The sequence below is a fragment of the Thiobacillus sp. genome, assembly GCF_024708915.1.
The window spans coordinates 1-16,046 of the sequence record NZ_JANJXQ010000069.1; the positions used below are offsets into that span (position 1 = coordinate 1).

General features: G+C 67.7%; 14 protein-coding genes and 1 pseudogene. 10 read left to right on the top strand and 5 right to left on the bottom strand.

Annotated features, from left to right (window positions below; genetic code table 11):
• The 4 genes and pseudogenes from Q0L94_RS05280 to Q0L94_RS05295 form a co-directional block, all read left to right on the top strand.
• Positions 1-396: pseudogene (locus Q0L94_RS05280) on the top strand (phenylacetate--CoA ligase family protein); the annotation flags it as partial.
• A 9-nt stretch (positions 397-405) separates the two neighbouring features.
• Positions 406-624, top strand: a complete 219-nt coding sequence (locus Q0L94_RS05285) for a hypothetical protein (protein WP_296750857.1) — start codon at positions 406-408, stop codon at positions 622-624.
• Positions 621-1,943, top strand: a complete 1,323-nt coding sequence (locus Q0L94_RS05290) for a putative O-glycosylation ligase, exosortase A system-associated (RefSeq protein ID WP_296750860.1) — start codon at positions 621-623, stop codon at positions 1,941-1,943. Before Q0L94_RS05285 ends, Q0L94_RS05290 begins: the two co-directional genes overlap by 4 nt.
• A gap of 98 nt (positions 1,944-2,041) precedes the next feature.
• Positions 2,042-2,170 (top strand): hypothetical protein, encoded by a 129-nt coding sequence (locus tag Q0L94_RS05295; RefSeq protein ID WP_296750863.1) that lies wholly within the window; start codon positions 2,042-2,044, stop codon positions 2,168-2,170.
• A gap of 21 nt (positions 2,171-2,191) precedes the next feature.
• On the opposite strand, the gene Q0L94_RS05300 is transcribed toward Q0L94_RS05295, so the two are convergent.
• The gene (locus Q0L94_RS05300) at positions 2,192-4,018 is read right to left on the bottom strand and encodes an asparagine synthase C-terminal domain-containing protein (RefSeq protein WP_296750866.1); all 1,827 of its coding nucleotides are present in this window, start codon (positions 4,016-4,018) and stop codon (positions 2,192-2,194) included.
• 111 nt (positions 4,019-4,129) lie between these two features.
• Between Q0L94_RS05300 and Q0L94_RS05305 the strand changes: the two genes are divergently transcribed.
• From Q0L94_RS05305 to Q0L94_RS05330, 6 genes are read left to right on the top strand one after another with little or no spacing between them, the layout of a single operon-like run.
• Entirely contained in the window at positions 4,130-5,056 is a 927-nt protein-coding gene (locus Q0L94_RS05305; protein WP_296750869.1) for a sulfotransferase, read from the top strand.
• Positions 5,053-6,246, top strand: coding sequence for a hypothetical protein (locus Q0L94_RS05310; RefSeq protein WP_296750872.1), 1,194 nt, complete (start codon positions 5,053-5,055; stop codon positions 6,244-6,246). The genes Q0L94_RS05305 and Q0L94_RS05310 overlap by 4 nt, the downstream gene beginning before the upstream one ends.
• Complete coding sequence (locus Q0L94_RS05315) at positions 6,243-7,178, top strand: glycosyltransferase family 2 protein (protein ID WP_296750874.1); 936 nt, start codon at positions 6,243-6,245, stop codon at positions 7,176-7,178. The genes Q0L94_RS05310 and Q0L94_RS05315 overlap by 4 nt, the downstream gene beginning before the upstream one ends.
• Positions 7,175-8,320 carry a glycosyltransferase family 4 protein gene (locus Q0L94_RS05320; RefSeq protein WP_296750878.1) on the top strand — a complete coding sequence of 382 codons (1,146 nt, stop codon included), beginning with the start codon at positions 7,175-7,177 and terminating at the stop codon, positions 8,318-8,320. The genes Q0L94_RS05315 and Q0L94_RS05320 overlap by 4 nt, the downstream gene beginning before the upstream one ends.
• Before the next feature lie 9 nt (positions 8,321-8,329).
• On the top strand, positions 8,330-9,214 hold the full coding sequence (locus Q0L94_RS05325; RefSeq protein ID WP_296750881.1) for a glycosyltransferase family 2 protein: 885 nt from the start codon (positions 8,330-8,332) through the stop codon (positions 9,212-9,214).
• Between the two features lie 18 nt (positions 9,215-9,232).
• Positions 9,233-10,030: a tetratricopeptide repeat protein gene (locus Q0L94_RS05330; protein ID WP_296750883.1), complete on the top strand. Its 798-nt coding sequence runs from the start codon at positions 9,233-9,235 to the stop codon at positions 10,028-10,030.
• Here Q0L94_RS05330 and Q0L94_RS05335 read toward each other — a convergent pair.
• Genes Q0L94_RS05335 through Q0L94_RS05350 form a run of 4 tightly spaced genes read right to left on the bottom strand, consistent with a single transcriptional unit; the run spans position 10,006 to position 16,044 of the window.
• On the bottom strand, positions 10,006-13,164 hold the full coding sequence (locus tag Q0L94_RS05335; RefSeq protein WP_296750885.1) for a sulfatase-like hydrolase/transferase: 3,159 nt from the start codon (positions 13,162-13,164) through the stop codon (positions 10,006-10,008). The genes Q0L94_RS05330 and Q0L94_RS05335 overlap by 25 nt on opposite strands.
• 10 nt (positions 13,165-13,174) lie before the next feature.
• Positions 13,175-14,092, bottom strand: coding sequence for a glycosyltransferase family 2 protein (locus tag Q0L94_RS05340; protein ID WP_296750887.1), 918 nt, complete (start codon positions 14,090-14,092; stop codon positions 13,175-13,177).
• Positions 14,089-15,093 carry a sulfotransferase gene (locus Q0L94_RS05345; RefSeq protein ID WP_296750889.1) on the bottom strand — a complete coding sequence of 335 codons (1,005 nt, stop codon included), beginning with the start codon at positions 15,091-15,093 and terminating at the stop codon, positions 14,089-14,091. Before Q0L94_RS05345 ends, Q0L94_RS05340 begins: the two co-directional genes overlap by 4 nt.
• Positions 15,094-15,114: 21 nt before the next feature.
• Complete coding sequence (locus tag Q0L94_RS05350) at positions 15,115-16,044, bottom strand: glycosyltransferase family A protein (RefSeq protein WP_296750892.1); 930 nt, start codon at positions 16,042-16,044, stop codon at positions 15,115-15,117.
• Between the last annotated feature and the right edge of the window lie 2 nt (positions 16,045-16,046).

Consider the following 16,046-nt stretch of genomic DNA (forward strand, 5'->3'; position numbering starts at 1 on the left):
GTGGTCAGGCGTTCGGGGCGGGCCGATCCCGGCGGGCGCGGCCTCGCCGTGCTGGACGCGGTGGTGGGGCGGCAGACCGATTTCATCGTCGCCGCCGACGGCCGCATCATGCATGCGCTGGCGGTGATTTACGTGCTGCGCGCAATCCCCGGCGTGGGCCAGTTCAAGCTGATCCAGCACGCGGTCGACCGGCTGGAGGTGCAGGTGGTGCCGGATGCGCGCTGGAACGACGCGGCGCGCGAGGCGATCCTGCATGGATTGCGTGCGCGCCTGGGCGCCACGCTGGCCGTCGATCTGAAGCTGCTGGAGACGATCGCGCCGGAAGCCTCGGGCAAACACCGCTACGTCGTCAGCCACGTCCCCCTGCACGGCGCGCTGGCGCAAGCCGTGGCCTGAACCGCGCGCATGAAACCGGCCGCCTGGTTCGAACTGCCGATACGCCGCGAGCCCCGGCGCCCGCAGGCCCGGATCAGGCACAATCGGCGCCCGGCGAAGAGCGGGCAGGCCCTGCGCGATGCGCCGCAATTGTGTACTCTGAATGCCGAATACCTTGCCGATGCCCTGATGATGAATATGACGGACATCACGATTTCACCGATGGCGCAGAAAACCCGATCCGCATGAGAGACCTATTCATTACCGGCCTGATTTTCGGCCTGCTTCCTTTCGTCTTCAAGCGCCCCTGGCTGGGCATCCTGCTGTGGTCGTGGCTGGGCTACATGAATCCGCACCGGCTGGCGTGGGGATTCGCCTACAATCTGCCGTTCTCCATGATCGTCGGTTTGGTCACCATCGTGGCTTTCATGGCGTCCAAGGAGAAAAAAGAGATGCCATGGACGCGGGAAACCGTCGTCCTGCTGATCTTTATCGGCTGGATGCTGTTCACTACCTTCTTCGCGTTTTATCCCGATTCCGCCTGGCTGCAGTGGGACAAGGTATGGAAGATCCAGCTGATGATCTTCCTGACGGCGCTCATCATCACCGATCGCCACAAGCTGCACTGGATGATCTGGGTGATCGCGCTGTCGTTCGGTTTTTATGGCGTCAAGGGCGGAATTTTCACCATCCTCAACGGCGGCGCCTACCGGGTCCAGGGCCCCGGGGAAACCTTTATCGCGGGCAACAACGAACTGGCGCTGGCGCTGGTGATGGCAATTCCGCTCATCCGCTATCTGCATCTGCAGGAAACCCGCAAGTGGGTCCGCATCGGGCTGGCCAGCGCCATGGTGCTGACCAGCGTCGCTACGGTCGGCAGCCAGTCGCGCGGCGGCCTGGTGGCGATGCTGGCGATGGGGCTGTTCCTGTGGCTGAAAAGCCGCAACAAGATCGTCACCGGTATTTACATGGCGATAGCCGTGGGCATCATGGCATCGGTCATGCCGCAGGAATGGTACGACCGCATGAATACGATCAATACCTATCAGGAGGACCAGTCTGCACAGGGACGGATCAACGCCTGGCACACCGCGTTCAATGTGGCGAAAGACCGCATCACCGGCGGCGGCTTCGAGATGTGGCGGCCGCCGGTTTTCCGCCAGTACGCGCCCGACCCGTTCAACGTGCGCGACGTGCACAGCATTTATTTCGAAATCATGGGCGAGCAGGGGTTCATCGGGTTCGGCCTGTTCATGCTGCTGGGCGTGATGGCCTGGATTCGGGCGCAGCAGATCATTACGCGATGCAGACACGACCCCGACAGGAAATGGGCTTCCGATCTGGCTGCCATGATCCAGGTGAGCCTGGTCGGCTATGCCGCAGGCGGTGCATTCCTGGGAATGGGCTATTTCGACTTGCCGTACCACTTGATGATCGTCCTGGTGCTGACGGCAAAATTCTCGGGGGTGCTGGACAGCGCCGTGCCCGCCGCGAATCAGGCCGCCAGCGGGCGCTTCCTCCATCCTTCCAGCCAATTTCACCAGGCCCGTATCGGGTCGGGATCCTGATCTCCGTGCATTGACCGCGCCAGCGTCTGCCGCCTGGCCTGGGGGGCGTTCTGGCTGGCGCTGCTGCTGGCCTTGCCGGGCCGCAAATCGAACGGGGCTTGAAGCACGGCCTGCAACGCTGGGAGACGCTGCATTTCACGCTGCGCGGCACGGCCTACGCGGGATTGGTGCTCGCCGTCATTGTCTTCGGCGGCAGCAGCCAGAAATTCATTTATTCCGATTTCTGAGCCGGCACGGCGGCGCGCGTTTCAGTGTTCGTTGGCCTGCAGCCACTGCTCCAGCATCATGGTCAGCCAGATCATCACGCCGTAATAGCTGGCATGCGGGCCGCGCTGCATGGCGAGCATGTGGTCGAGATACGCCGGCCGGATCCAGCCGCGCTGCTTGAAGTCCGACAGACTGTCGCCGACGAGCTCGCCGAGCGGGGCGTATTGCGTGCTCCATACCCCGAACGGCAGGCCGAAGCCATGTTTGCTCTTGTTGATGATCTGTTCCGGCAGCAGGTCGCGCAAGGCTTCCTTGAAGAACCAGCGCAGCTTTTGCCCGCGCACCTTGTAATCCACCGGCAAGCGATTGGCGAAGGCTACCAGGCGGTCGTCGAGCAGCGGATAACGCACCTCGATGCCCGCCGCTTCGGTCATGGTGCCCACCTTGCGCAGATCGTTGTCCGCCAGGGTGAATTTCAGGTCCAGATGCATCATGCGGTTGATGTAATGGTCCGACGCCGTGCGCTCGTAGGCTTCGGTCAGCGCGGCGCCCGGCGCCGAAGGGTCGACGGCATCGATGAAGTCGGCGGCGAAAATCTGCTCGAGCGGCGTGCGATGCAGGAAGTTGTAGGACTCCAGCCGCAGCGGCAGGCCGACCTTGGCCTGGTCGACGTAGCTTTTCAGTTTGGCAAGCGGGAAGCGGCTGGACAGGCCCGGCAGCAGCGTCAGCGGCTCGATCGTCGCGTGCCGCAGCAAAGCCGGCAGGCGGGCGTAGGTCTCGAACAGGCGCTGCTTGGCGTAACGCACGTTGCCACCGAAGATTTCGTCGCCGCCGTCGCCCGCCAGCATGCGCTCGAACCCCGCCTCGCGCGCCGCCAAGGCGCAGAAGTAGGTCGGCACGGCGGAGGCGTTGCCGAATGGTTCGTCGTATTCGCGCGCGATGACGGGGATCGCGGTCACGATATCGGCGGGTTTCAGGTAGTACTCGTGGCGCCGGCTGGCGTAACGCTCGGCGGCGCAGCGGGCGTATTCCATCTCGTCGAATCCCGCGGCGTCGAAGCCGATGGAAAACGTGTCGACCGCGGCGCCCCGCGCGGCGGTGAGGGCGCCGACCACGGTGGAGCTGTCGGTGCCGCCGGAGAGAAACGCGGCCGTGGCGGGCGCGTCGGCATCGCGCACCGCTTGGTCCAGGATGCTGCGAAAGCTGCGGCGGTGGCTGTCGAAATCGGCGTCGACCGCGGCGTAGTCCGCCTGCCAGTAGAAGCCGCTGCTGAGCGCGCCGTTTTTCAGAGTGACGATCTGCCCCGGCAGCAGCTTGTGCACGCCCTGATACAGGCTGCGCGGTGCGGGGAGGGTGTGGAAATACAGATAATCGTAAATCGCCTGCGGATCGATGGTTCGCCCAACGGCAGGGTGGGCGGCCACGTTCTGCACGCTGCTGCCGAACACCAGGTGGCCGCCGCGTTGCGCGTAACACAGGCGTTCGGCGCCGACGCGGTCGAGCACCAGACAGGCTTTCTTCTTCAACGGCTCGATGACCGCGAAAGCGAAATTGCCGTGCATCAGCGTCGGCAGCTTTTCGCCGAAGCGGATCCAGCCGTACGCGACCGCCATGGCCGGATTCTGGTCGCGCGCGATCAGCGCCAGTTCGTCGTCCAGAAAATGCGGGCGCCCGTAGAGCGCAGCGGCGAGGCCGTTTTCAACGTGAATGTCGGCCTTGCCGAAACGCGAACACGCTGCCACCCCCAGCATCTGGCTGCTGTGCTGGTGCAGCAGCCCCTCCGGCGACAGGCAGGCCGCGCGCCCCATGTGCCGGATCAGATCCTGATGGGCGCCGTGATCGCCCAGCCAGCCAAAAATGCCATCCATGGTGTGTTGTGTCTGCGTGATACGGGATAATGTCCGCCAATATAAACGAGCTTGCTGCCTGGCACGAATCCTGTGTGCCCCGGGCATCCGATTGATAACGACAGATAGCGCATGAGTTTGAATGAATTTTCCGACAAGGTGACGAAAACGCTGGTGTTTCATGCGCGCCGGATGCGGCGCGGCCTGCGCGGGGTGCGCTGGGGGGTGTCGCGGCGCCCGGCGGAGCGGCCCATCATCGTGGTCGGCTGCTCGCGCGCGGGCACCACGCTGGTCTACAAGACCCTGTCCGAGTCGCGCGAAATCGGCAGCCTGCAACGCGAAACCCACGATTACTGGACCGGCCTGCATCCGCTGGCCGACAAGAACTGGGATACCCACGGGCTGGACGCCGGCGATGCCGGTCCGGCAGACCGCGCTGCCGTCAGCCGCTACTTTTACCGCTGGACCGGCCGCCACCGCTGGGTCGACAAGAACAACCAGAACGGCCTGTGCGTGCGCTATCTGCAGGCGCTGTTTCCCGATGCCGTGTTCGTCTTCGTCAAGCGCAGCCCGGGCGACAACCTCAATTCGCTGATCGAGGGCTGGAAGAAGCCGGACGAATTCGCCACCTGGTCGAACGACCTGCCGGCGAAAGTGGCGGTGGAAAACGGGCAGCTGCGCGAGTGGTGTTTTTTTCTTGCCGAGGGCTGGCGCGACTACGTCAACGCGCCGGTCGAGGAGGTCGCCGCATTTCAGTATGCCGCTATCAATCAGGCCATCCTCGACGCCCGGACGCACGTGCCCGCCGGGCAATGGGTCGAGGTGTTCTACGAGGATTTCCTGCGCGACCCGGTCGCCACTTTCCGGCGCCTGTTCGAAGGCTGCGGGCTGGCCTTCGATGCGCGCCTGCAGGCGCATTGCGCCGAGGTGCTCGACATCCCCTACAACGCCTTTTCCGAGATCCGGCTGGACAAATGGAAGGACGGCCGCAATCGGGAAAAAATCGAGCGGGTGCTGCCGCAGGTGGCGGAGGTGGCCGCCCGGATGGGCTATCGATGATGGCAGCGGCGCTCATTTTCGCGATGCTGCTGCTGGTGTGGGCGGGCGTGCTGCTGGCATTTGCCGTGCCGCTCGCCGCACGCTGGCGCGAGCCGGTGCTGCGCCAGCCGGTGCTCATCGTCGAAAGCGACGACTGGGGGGCCGGGCCGCTGGCGCAGGCCGACGCATTGCGCCGCCTGGCCGCGTCGTTGCAGCGCGTGCGCGATCGCAGCGGGCGGCCGGCCGTGATGACGCTGGGGGTGGTGCTGGACGTGCCCGACGGCGCGCGCATCGCCGCGGCCGGCTGCACGGAATACCACGCGCTGACGCTTGCCGATGCTCGCTTCGATGCCGTCCGGGCAGCGATGATGGACGGCATCGAAGCGGGCGTGTTTGCGCCGCAATTGCATGGCCAGTGCCACTATTGGCCGCCGGCACTGCTGGCCGCCGCACAGGCCGATGCGGACGTGCGCGCCTGGCTCACCGCAGTCGAGCCCGCCGCAACTGAGGACTTGCCCGCGCATTTGCAAAGCCGCTGGGTCGACGCCTCCGCCCTGCCGTCGCGCGCGCTGGCGGCGGCGGCGATCGGGCAAGCCGCCGCCGCCGAGGCCGCCGGCTACCGGGCCGTTTTCGGCAACGCGCCGCAGGTCGCGGTCGCCACCACCTTTGTCTGGAACGACACGGTCGAGGCCGCCTGGGCGCAGGCTGGAATCGAAGCCGTCATCACGCCGGGCCGCCGCGCCACCTGCCGCAACGCCAGGGGGCAGCCGGACTGCGTGGATGCCACGATGCTGACGGGCGAGCAGGCGCCCGCGGGGCCAACCTATCTGGTGCGCGACGTGTATTTCGAGCCGGCGCTCGGTCAGCCGCCGCAGCGGCTGCTGGAAGGCCTGCTGGCGCGCACCCGGCAGGGCCGCGCCTGCCTGGTCGAAACCCATCGCTTCAATTTCCTGCAGGCGCCGGACGCCAGCCTCGCCGCCCTGGAAACGGGATTGACCGCCGCGCTCGCCGCTTGTCCCGGCCTGCGCTTCCTGTCGCCGCTCGAACTGGCGCGCGCCGTGCGGGAGCGCGACCCGGCCTGGATCGAGTCCCGGCTACGGCCGCGCGTCGCCGCCTGGCGTGCGCGCCTGGACGAGATTCCGCGCTTTCGCCGGGCGGCACAGCTGAGCGGCCTGGCGCTGCCGCTGGCCTGGCTGGAGCGGACGGCGTGACGCCGCGTTTCTCGGTCGTCATTCCCGCGTTCAACGCCGCGGCCACGCTGGCGCGCGCGATCGAATCGGTGCGCGCGCAAAGCTGGCCGGCGCACGAAATCATCGTGGTCGACGACGGCTCGACCGACACCACCGCCGCGGTCGCGCGCCAGTTCGGCGGCGCCGTGCGCCTGATCCGGCAAAACAACGGCGGCGTCGCGGCAGCGCGCAACGCCGGTGCGGCAGCTGCAGGCGGCGACTGGCTGGCGTTTCTCGACGCCGACGACTGGTACGCACCGGATCGCCTCCGGCTGCACGCCGAATGGATCGCCGAAGACGCCGGTCTCGATTTTCTCACCGGCGACTACGAATACCGCGACCCCGAAGGCGCACTGCTCGGCACCTCGATGGCGCAGCACGCCTCCGGCCGCGCGCTGCTGGACAAGGCCGCCGGCCGGACGCGGGTCACGATGGAGACCGCCGACGAATTCGCCGCCTTCGTCGCCGACCACTTCGGCGACACCCACACGCTGTCCGTGCCGCGCGTGCGCTTCGTCGCGCTCGGTGGCTATCCGACCGGATTCAAGGTGTGCGAAGACGTGCATTTCCTCACCCGCCTGGTCGCGTCCAGCCGGCGCATCGGCGTCGTCTGCGCCAGCCTGGGCGTGTATCTGATCCACCCCGGCAGCGCCACGCGCCGCGATCCGGTGGCCGCGCAACGCGAGAACGTGCGCACGCTGACCGATCTGGTGCGGCTGGCGCGGAATTTCCCCGCGCCGGTGCGCACGGGCGTGGCGGCCCGCATGCGGGCCGCGCGCTACAACCTCGGCTGCGCGCTGGCGAAACAGGGCCGGCGCGCGGCGGCGGCGCGCGCGGTGTTGCCCAGCCTGATCGAGGCGCCGGGCTGGCGCGGCGTGCGCGACGTGCTGTCGATGCTGAAAGGTGCTGCATGAAACTGCTGGTGCTGTCGGAGCTCTTCCTGCCGACCAAGGGCGGCACGGCCGTGTGGGCGGCCGAGGTCTACAAGCGGCTGGGCGGCAAGGACATCCACATCGTCACGGCCGACGTGCCGGGTGCGGCGGCCGTCGACGCGGCGCATCCCAACACGATTCACCGGCTCGATCTGCGGCGGGTGCCCTGGCTGCGGCCGGAGTCGCTGGCGATGTACGCGCGCTTTTTTTTCAAGTCGCTGCGGCTGGCGGCGACACGCCGCTTCGACGCGATCCACGCCTTCCGCGCCCTGCCCGAGGGCCTGGTCGCCTGGGCCGTCGCGCGGCTGACGTTCCACCCCGTGACGCTCTACGCGCACGGCGAGGAACTGACGACCTGGGGGCGCGGCGGCAAGTACAAGGCGATGCGCTTCGCCCTGCGGCATGCCGACCGCGTCGTCGCCAACAGCGAGCACACGCGCGCGACCCTGCTGGAGATGGGCGTGGACGCGGCGCGCATCGCGGTCGTCTATCCCGGCGTCGACGTGACGGTCTTCCGCCCCGGGCTCGACACGGCCGGCCTGCGCGCAGGGCTCGGCATCGCGCCGGACGAAATGCTGCTGTTCTCGGTCGGCCGGCTGTCGCGCCGCAAGGGCTTCGATCAGGCGATCCGCGCGGTGGGCCGTCTGCGCGCCGAGGGCCTGCCGGTGCGCTACGTGATCGGCGGCATCGGCGAGGACGCGGCCCATCTCGACGGCCTCGTCGCCGAATGCGGCCTGCAGTCGGCCGTGCACCGCATCGGCGCGGTCGCCGAAGCCGATCTGCCGCGCTGGTTCAACGCCTGCGATGTATTCGTCATGCCCAACCGCGACATCGACGGCGACAACGAAGGCTTCGGCATGGTGTTCATCGAGGCCGCGGCCTGCGGGCGCACCAGCTTGGCCGGCGAGGCGGGCGGCACCGGTTCGGCGGTCCTGCACGACGTCACCGGACTGCGCGTCGACGGCAGCTCGGTCGACGCGATCGCCGCCGGTCTGCGCGTGCTGATCGCGCAGCCGGCGCGGCGCGCGGCGCTGGCGGACGCCGCACTGCAGCGCGTGCAACGCGAATTCGCCTGGGAACGTGTGGCCGCCAAGACCAGACAACTGCACGCCGATCAGGCATAGTTTCCGACTATGAACGCATCCGCTCCGTGGCCCGTCGCCGTCTTCGCGCACAACGAAGCGCGCAACATCGTCGCCTGCCTCGACAGCCTGCAGGCGGCGTCCGCCGTGCCGCCTGCCTGCTACGTCCTCGCCAACGCCTGCACCGACGCGACCGAGTCGCGGGTGCGCGACTACGCGCGGACGCACCCCAACGTGCATCTCGTTCCCATCGTCGTCGGCGACAAGGCCAACGCCTGGAACGTCTTCGTCCACGAGGCCGCGCCGGCGGGCCGGCCGGTCTATTTCTTCATGGACGGCGACGTGCGCGCCACGCCCGGCGCGCTCGACCGCATGGCGCGCACGCTCGAAGGCGAAGCGCATGCGAACGGCGTCTCGGCGCTGCCGATGAGCGGGCGCGGCGTCGCGGCCTTCCGGCGCGACATGCTGCGCGACCGGGGCGTGGCCGGCAATCTTTACGGTTTGCGCGGATCGTTCGTGGAACGCATCCGCGCGCAGGGCATCCATATGCCTGTGGGCACCATCGGCGAAGACGCGCTCGTGGGCGCGATGCTGAAATGGGATCTACGTGGCGACACGCGCTGGGACGACGCGCGCGTGGTCGTCGCGCGCGAGGCCGGCTTCGAATTCGATTCGGTGTCGCCCTGGCTGCCGCGCGAGTGGAAGAAGTATTTCCGCCGCCGCGTGCGCTACAGCGTGCGCGGCTACCAGAACAGGATGCTGGGCCGGGCGATCCAGCCGGCCGGCTTCGAGGTTCTACCGCGCCACGTGCGCGCGCTTTATCCGCGTTATCGCGATGTGTTGAAACTGGAATGGCGGGGCGTCGATACCCTGTTCGACTGGCTGGCGCTGCGCGAGATCCAGTCGAGCCTGGACGCATCGCGCGCTGTTGCCTGAATCGGAAGGAAGAGGGACATGACCCTGTCGAAAACAATCGGATTGGCCGGCCTTGCGGCCCTGTTCGCCATGCCAGCCGCGCAGGCCGCATGGGCGCCCACCGCGGCCGAGATGGCGGCGCTGCCGGCCTACTGCGGCGCGCGCTTCAACGAAGGCTCGGACGCCTTCAAGGCCTGGCGGGCAAACATGGGGGGCGATTTCAACCACATCCACCACTACTGTGCCGGTCTGAATTTTCTCAACCGTACCTACGGCATATCTTCCGCCAAGGACAGGCAGAGCACGCTGGGTGCCGTGGTGCGCGAGTTCGATTACGTGCTGACGCATGCCAGCCCCGGTTTCTACCTGCGCGCGGAAATTCTAATGAATCGCGGCGTTGCCCTGTCGCTGCAGAAAAAGCCGGGTGAAGCCATCGCCAACCTGAACCAGGCGATCGAAAAGAACCCTGAACTGCCGCGCGCCTGGATGACGCTGGCCGATCTGTACGAGACGCAGAAACAGCGCGCCAAGGCGCTGGAAACGGTGACCGAGGGCCTGCGCCACAATCCCGGCACGCGCAGCCTGCAGCGCCGCTACACCGAACTGGGCGGAAAATTGCCTTATCCCGAGCCGATCAAACCCGAACCGACCCAGGCCGCGACGCCGCCCGAGGCCGCGACCCCGCCAGCGGTCGAGCCAGCCGCGACCGCCGCACAGCCCGCCGAGGCCGCACCGGCGCAGACGACGCAAACACCGGAGAGGACGCAAACACCGGAGACGACGGCGCCGAAGATCGGCTCGCCGACCAATCCCTACTGCCGGTTCTGCCCTGACTGATCCCCGACGGGCACCCCGTTGCCGTCCGGCGTGCAGATGAAGGCGCGCAGGCGCGGCCACAGCGCTGCGACGACGTCCGGATGCGCATCCGACACGTCGTACCGGCAGGTGGGGTCCGCCGCCAGATCGTGCAGGCGCAGCGCGTGGCCGTCGCGCAGCGGCTGATACACCAGCTTCCAGCGGCCCTGCCGGATCATGCGGTCCTTGGCGGCGAGAATGATGCCGTCGTACTCGGGCTTGATCGCCAGCGTGCCGCGTTCGCGGTCCGGTATTTCCATCAGTTCCAGCAGGTCGGGATAGCGCAGATGCGATTCCTGCAGGCCCGGAATGTCGGCGATCCAGATGCCGGTTTCGTTGAAGGCGTCGAGGTCGGGGCAGTCCGCGTCGCCCTTCAGGCAGGGCGCCAGCGACACCCCGTCCAGCCCGGCGGGCGACGTCAGCCCGGCGAGTTCGAGCAGGGTGGGCGCGAGATCGATGGAGCGCACCACGTTGTCGATCCGGCCGCGCGCGGGGCGGCGCGGATCGCGGATCACCAGCGGGATGCGCGGGCTGGCCTCGCCCACCGCGGAATTGCCCTGGCCCCAGGTGTCGTGCTCAAAGAATTCCATGCCGTGATCGGAATAGACGACAACCAGCGTGTTGTCGGCCAGCCCGCAGTCGGCGAGGTGGGCGAGCATCTTGCCGACCTCGTCGTCGAATGCCGCCACGCAGCCGTCGTACAGATCGACGATCTGGTCGAGGTCGAACTCCTCGCGCGGCGCGCCCTGGCGGCGGATGATCTCGAACGGATCGGTCAGTCGCGCCATCGCGAATTTCGATTCGCCGGCGTAGGCGGGATCGGTATAGCGGGTGTACCAGGGCCACTCCGAGGCGAACGGCGGATGCGTCGTGGAATAGAACACGTTGAGCAGGAAGGGCGCGTCGCCGGCCGCCAGCCGCGACAGCAGGCGGCGCGCGCGGCCGCCGAGCGGCTGCGTCAGCGGCACGCCGCCCAGGTAGTAGATCTCGGGCAGCAAAAGCCGGCCCAGCCGGTTGTGCATGAACAGCGACACGTACAGCCGCAGATCCTTGGGGCCCTGCCGGATCAGGTACTTCAGGTTCCACTGGTCGTCGGGCAGATCGACGTGGTCGAAGCCGAACGAATACTTGCCCATGTCCGCGCCGCACCAGTCCGAAATGACCGCGGTGCGGTAACCCGCTTTCTTCAGGTGCGTCGGTAGGGCGTCGATGCGCAGCCGGGTGTCGTCGTCGCCGGCGAAATTGTCGCGGATGCCGTGGGTGTGCGGCCAGGTGCCGGTCAGCATCGAGATCAGGCTGGGCGCGGTGCGTGCGCACGGCACGTAGCAGTTGGCGAACAGCGTGCCCGCTTCGCCCAATCGGTCGATGTTCGGCGTCAGCGCGCGCCGGTAGCCGAGCGCGCCCAGCCGGTCGGCGCGCAGCGTGTCCGAGCCGATCAGCAGGATGTTGGGGGGCATGTCCGCCGCCCGGGGCGGGCGGCTGCGCAACGGCCGGGCCGCCGGCTGCCAGGCGGCCCAGGCCAGCGCGCCGACGATGCCCAGCGTGGCCGCCCACAGCGCGATCAGGGCGCCGGGGCGGCCAGCCTCGGCCAGCGCTGCGCTCGCCAGCACGAACAGGGTCGCCGCGCTGCCCACGGCCAGCCACTGCAGCGCGCCGATCCGGGCGGGCGTCATGAACTGCCACAGCCGGTAGAGGCGGCTGGCGCGGTAATGCATGGACGCGACCAACAGGCCGGGGTTGTAGCGCAGCGTGCGGACGAACTGCAGGCCGAAACCGCCGAGCACACCCAGCAGCGCCGCGATGAGCGCCAGCCCGCCCGACCAGCCGAGATTCAGGATCGTGGCGAGCATGTAATACAGCAGCACGCCGATCCCGCCCATGAACAGCATCAGCACGAAGGCCCAGGCGGTGAGTCGGGCGAGCGCATACAGCGTGTAGCGCCGGTAGTGGGTGAGCACCTCCTCGCGGATGCGCGGCCCGGTCTGGGTGAAATCGAGCAGCGACTTGGCGAGCAGGGCCAGCGCGCCGATGCCGGCCACCGCCGCCGCCGGCAGCAGGCCGGCCCAGCGCGCGTCGCCGGCCACGAACCAGGCGATCAGCGCGCAGGCCACGGTTGCCACGCCCAGCATCTCGACCTGCAGCATGCCGCGGTCGGGCGGCAGCGAAAGCGTGGCACGGCGGCCGGGGCCGCGCAGGCTTTCGATCGCGCCGGTCAGTTCGCCGAGACTGGCCGCCAGCCGCACCAGATAGAAGAAGCGCCGGTCGCCGTTGAGGGTGAAGACCGCGCTGCCGAAGTGCCCCAGGATCTTGCGCAGCATGTAGAGGCGGGGACGACGTTCGTCGCGGCGGATGAGGAAATTGGCGCGCGAACGCAGAAAACTCTTGCGCAGGGTGTAGGGCGTGCTCATGCGCTCGGCGTCGATCGCATGGAGCTGGCGCATCCCGGGCAGATAGCGGATCGTGCAGCCCTTGGCGGTGGCGCGTTTGAGGAAATCGTGATCCTCGCCGCCGGCCAGATTGTGTCCGGTCGGCCCGAGTTCGACAGAAAAACCGCCGATGGTCTCGAACACCGACCGACGCACTACGATGTTGCCGCCGCTGGGATAACGCTCGTGCGGCGCCAGCACGAACGAATCCGGCCCCAGGTCGAATTCGGGGAAGGGCCGGATGGGAATCGCATACTCGCCCTGTGCATGCACCCACGACGGTTCGCTGCCGTCCCAGGCCGGCCAGATGCGGCCGCAGTAGATCGCATCGTCCGGATGGGCCCGCATACCGGCGATCAGATGTTCGAGAAAGCCGGCTTCGACCGTCTGGTCGTCGTCGATGAAGCACAGCGCCTCGTGCGTGGTGTGTGCGATGGCTGCGTTCAGGGCATGGGATTTGCCGGCCTGCGGTTCCTCGATCCAGTCGAGCGCGAGGTGGGTGCGCGGATGCGTTGTGCGGAAATCGGCCAGCCGGGCGAGCGTGTCGTCGCTGCAGTTGTTGGCCACCACCAGCACATCGATGATTTCGTCGCCGGCGTAGCCGCAGGCGTAGATCGAGCGCAGCGTCTCGACGAGCGAGGCGCTGCGGTTGTAGGTGCAGACGACGACGGCGAGGCGGGCGGGCGACATGGCGTACGGTTCAGCCCCAGCCGCGTCCGTGTTTGCGCAACACGGCCAGCCATTCCTCGATGTGCTCGCCCTCGGTGCGCATGTCCCACTGGAAACCGGTGCGCCTGAAAGGGTAGAGGCCGTTCTCCACCGCCCAGATCAGGTCGTCGAGATGGCGCACGTAGTTTGCGTCGTGGCGCCACGGGTGGATCGCCCAGTGCGCGTAGCCGTTCATCGACCAGCGCGCATAGTCCTTGCGCGCGAACGTATGGGAAAAGCTGTTTTCCAGCGGCTCGCCGGGCTTGGCCTGCTCCAGCGGCAGGCAGGCGTGGAAGCGCGCGACGTCCATCAGGAAATAGCGCGTGGAGACGAAATCCGCGCGGTGCCAGTCGCTTTTCGGCTTCGGCTCGAACGAACGGCCGGTCAGGCGTTCCAGCCAGTTGCGCGCCTGCGGCGGCCCGCCCTGCGGGGTGGCGACGACGACGCGGCTTTCGCGCGCGAGCAGGTCGAGGCCGTCGTATATCCATGAGCGCTCGCCGGCGCGGTAGAACAGCATGTCGGAGTCGACATGGAACAGATAATCGCCGCGGCAGGCGTCCATTGCGTAGAGATACTGGTAGATGGGCGCACCCGAGAAATCCTTGAGGTCGACCTGCCGGCCGCCGAAGTATTTCTGCAGGATGCGCTGCTGTTCGTCCTCGGTCCAGGGCACCACGTCGACGCGGTCGATCACGCCGTCGGCGAGCAGGCGGTCGAGGATGCGCTCGACCTCGCTCTGCGTGCCCTGGATGCGCTCGGCGTATTTACCTTCCTGGCGGCCGGGATCGTAGGTGGCGATGCGCTCGGCGAAGGGGAAATTCAACTGGCGCATCATGTGCCGGAGCGTGGGCTCCAGATAGGGCGCGTCCGAGTTGCAGACGTTGACGGTGAAACTGACGGCAGCGTTCATGGCTTGGGCGAGGCGGAAGTGGAGGCGGGCGGGACGACGAAATTGAGCTTGCTGCGGTTGCGTCCGCGCCAGCGGTGCAGCCGGATCGACAGCGCGTTGTGCAAGCGGTAGAAGGCGCGCAGCGGCAGCGGCAGGCGGCGCGGCGCGGTTTCCAGCGGGTAGCCGCAGTCGGCCAGCGTCGGCCCGGCTTCGCTCTCGAAGACCCGGACCTGCCAGTGGCTCAGCGCGCGCCGCCACTTGCCCTGATTGTCCTGTTTGACGGTCTTGAGTTGTCGCAGTGCATCGGACTGCATAGCCTGTGCCCTTGCATCGACTGCGGGGGCTTGTTCGCCCAGGAAGGCGCAAACGGTTCGTATCGCCGCGTCCTTGTCGTCCAGCACGTCCTCGTAGCGCAGTTCGAGATACTGGCCCGGCGGCAGGGCGCGGCCTTTCGCACGGCAGACGTCCACGTATTTCTGCCAGTACTGCGCGGCGTAGTAGATGTTGTAGGCGCTGAAGTCGTGCGCACGGCCGAACAGCGAAAGCGCCACGTCGCGGCCGTCGCGCACGAGATGGATGAAGCGGGCGTCGGGCCACCATTCGAGCAGGGTATCGAGATGCAGCGCGTAATACGGCGTCTTGTCGCCCCAGCGGGATTTGCCCTGGCCGCGCGCGTTGTGCTCGAAGATGCCCGCGACCACGTCGCGCACGCTGGCGCGGCCTTCGGCGAGAAAGGCTGCGGCCAGTGCCTCGACGTCGAATTTCACGCCATGCAGGTCGGTATCGAGGAATTCGGCGTTGAAATCATGCAGCGTCTGCAGCAGGCGGCGCATGCCCGCGGGCGTGGCGACGTCCGGATAGGCGGCCTGGTTGCGGTGCAGCGGGACGATGAAATGCGATTCGCCGGTCGGCATCGACAGGCCGGGCAGATCGTCGAGGATGAACTGCAGCATGGTCGTGCCCGAACGCGGGGCGCCGACGATGAAGACGGGGCCGGTCTGGGGGGCGGTTGGCGGAGTCATCGGCATAAAGGGTTGAGGGGGTCAGGACGGGGCGCCGCGGCGGCGGTAGCCGATGACGGTACCCAGCGCGTTGGCGGCGTTCATGGCCTGACGGACCAGCGCGGCCTGGCCGGCCGGCAGCAGGCCGAGCGTTTTCAGGCCATGGCGGAAAAACTGGGCGAGCAGGAAAGGCGGAATGCCGAGCACCGTGCGCGGAAAATCCGGCAGCCGGAACTGGCCTTGCCGCAGCCCGGCGCGGTAGTGCAGTTTCAGAAAATAACCGCGCGTCAGTTTCCAGGCGTCGACCGCGTGCAGCACGGCCATGTCGGGCCGGTAGCGGATGCGCGCGCCCAACGCGAGCAGCGCGCGCAGCATTGCGGCGTCCTCGCCGCCGCCGACGTCGGCGCCCTCCCGGTTGTAGCGCGCGTCGAAGCGCAGCTCGGGGTAGGTGCGGAACAGGCTCATGGCGTAGGCAGTGTTGCCGCTCCACACCGGCATCGTGTCGTTCTCGATCCAGCGTGGCGCATCGCCGTGGTCGAGCCGGCCGAGAAAACCCGCGATCTCGTCGTCGAGCCAGGCGGGACGTGGGTGCGGCGAAAAGTCGATCTCGATGCGCCCGCCCACGCATTGCGCGCCTTCGCGCACGATCGCGTCGCAAGCGGCGCGCAGGAAGCCCGGTTCCGGCAGCTCGTCGTCATCGATGAAAACCAGAATGTCGCGGTCGAGCGCCTCGCTCAGCGCCCGGTTGCGGGCCGGCACGATGCCGGGCGCATGTTCGGTGACGACGCGCAGCGGCGCGCCGGGCAGAGTTTGAAGCCGGGCGAGCACGTCGAGCGTGTCGTCGGGGCTGGCGTTGTCGACCGCCAGAATCTCGAACGGGATCGGGCAGTCCTGCGCGCGCAGGGCGGCGACCAGTCGGTCGAGCCGGTCGGCGCGTCGGAAGGTGCAGAAGGTGACGGTAAGGGTGGGCATGA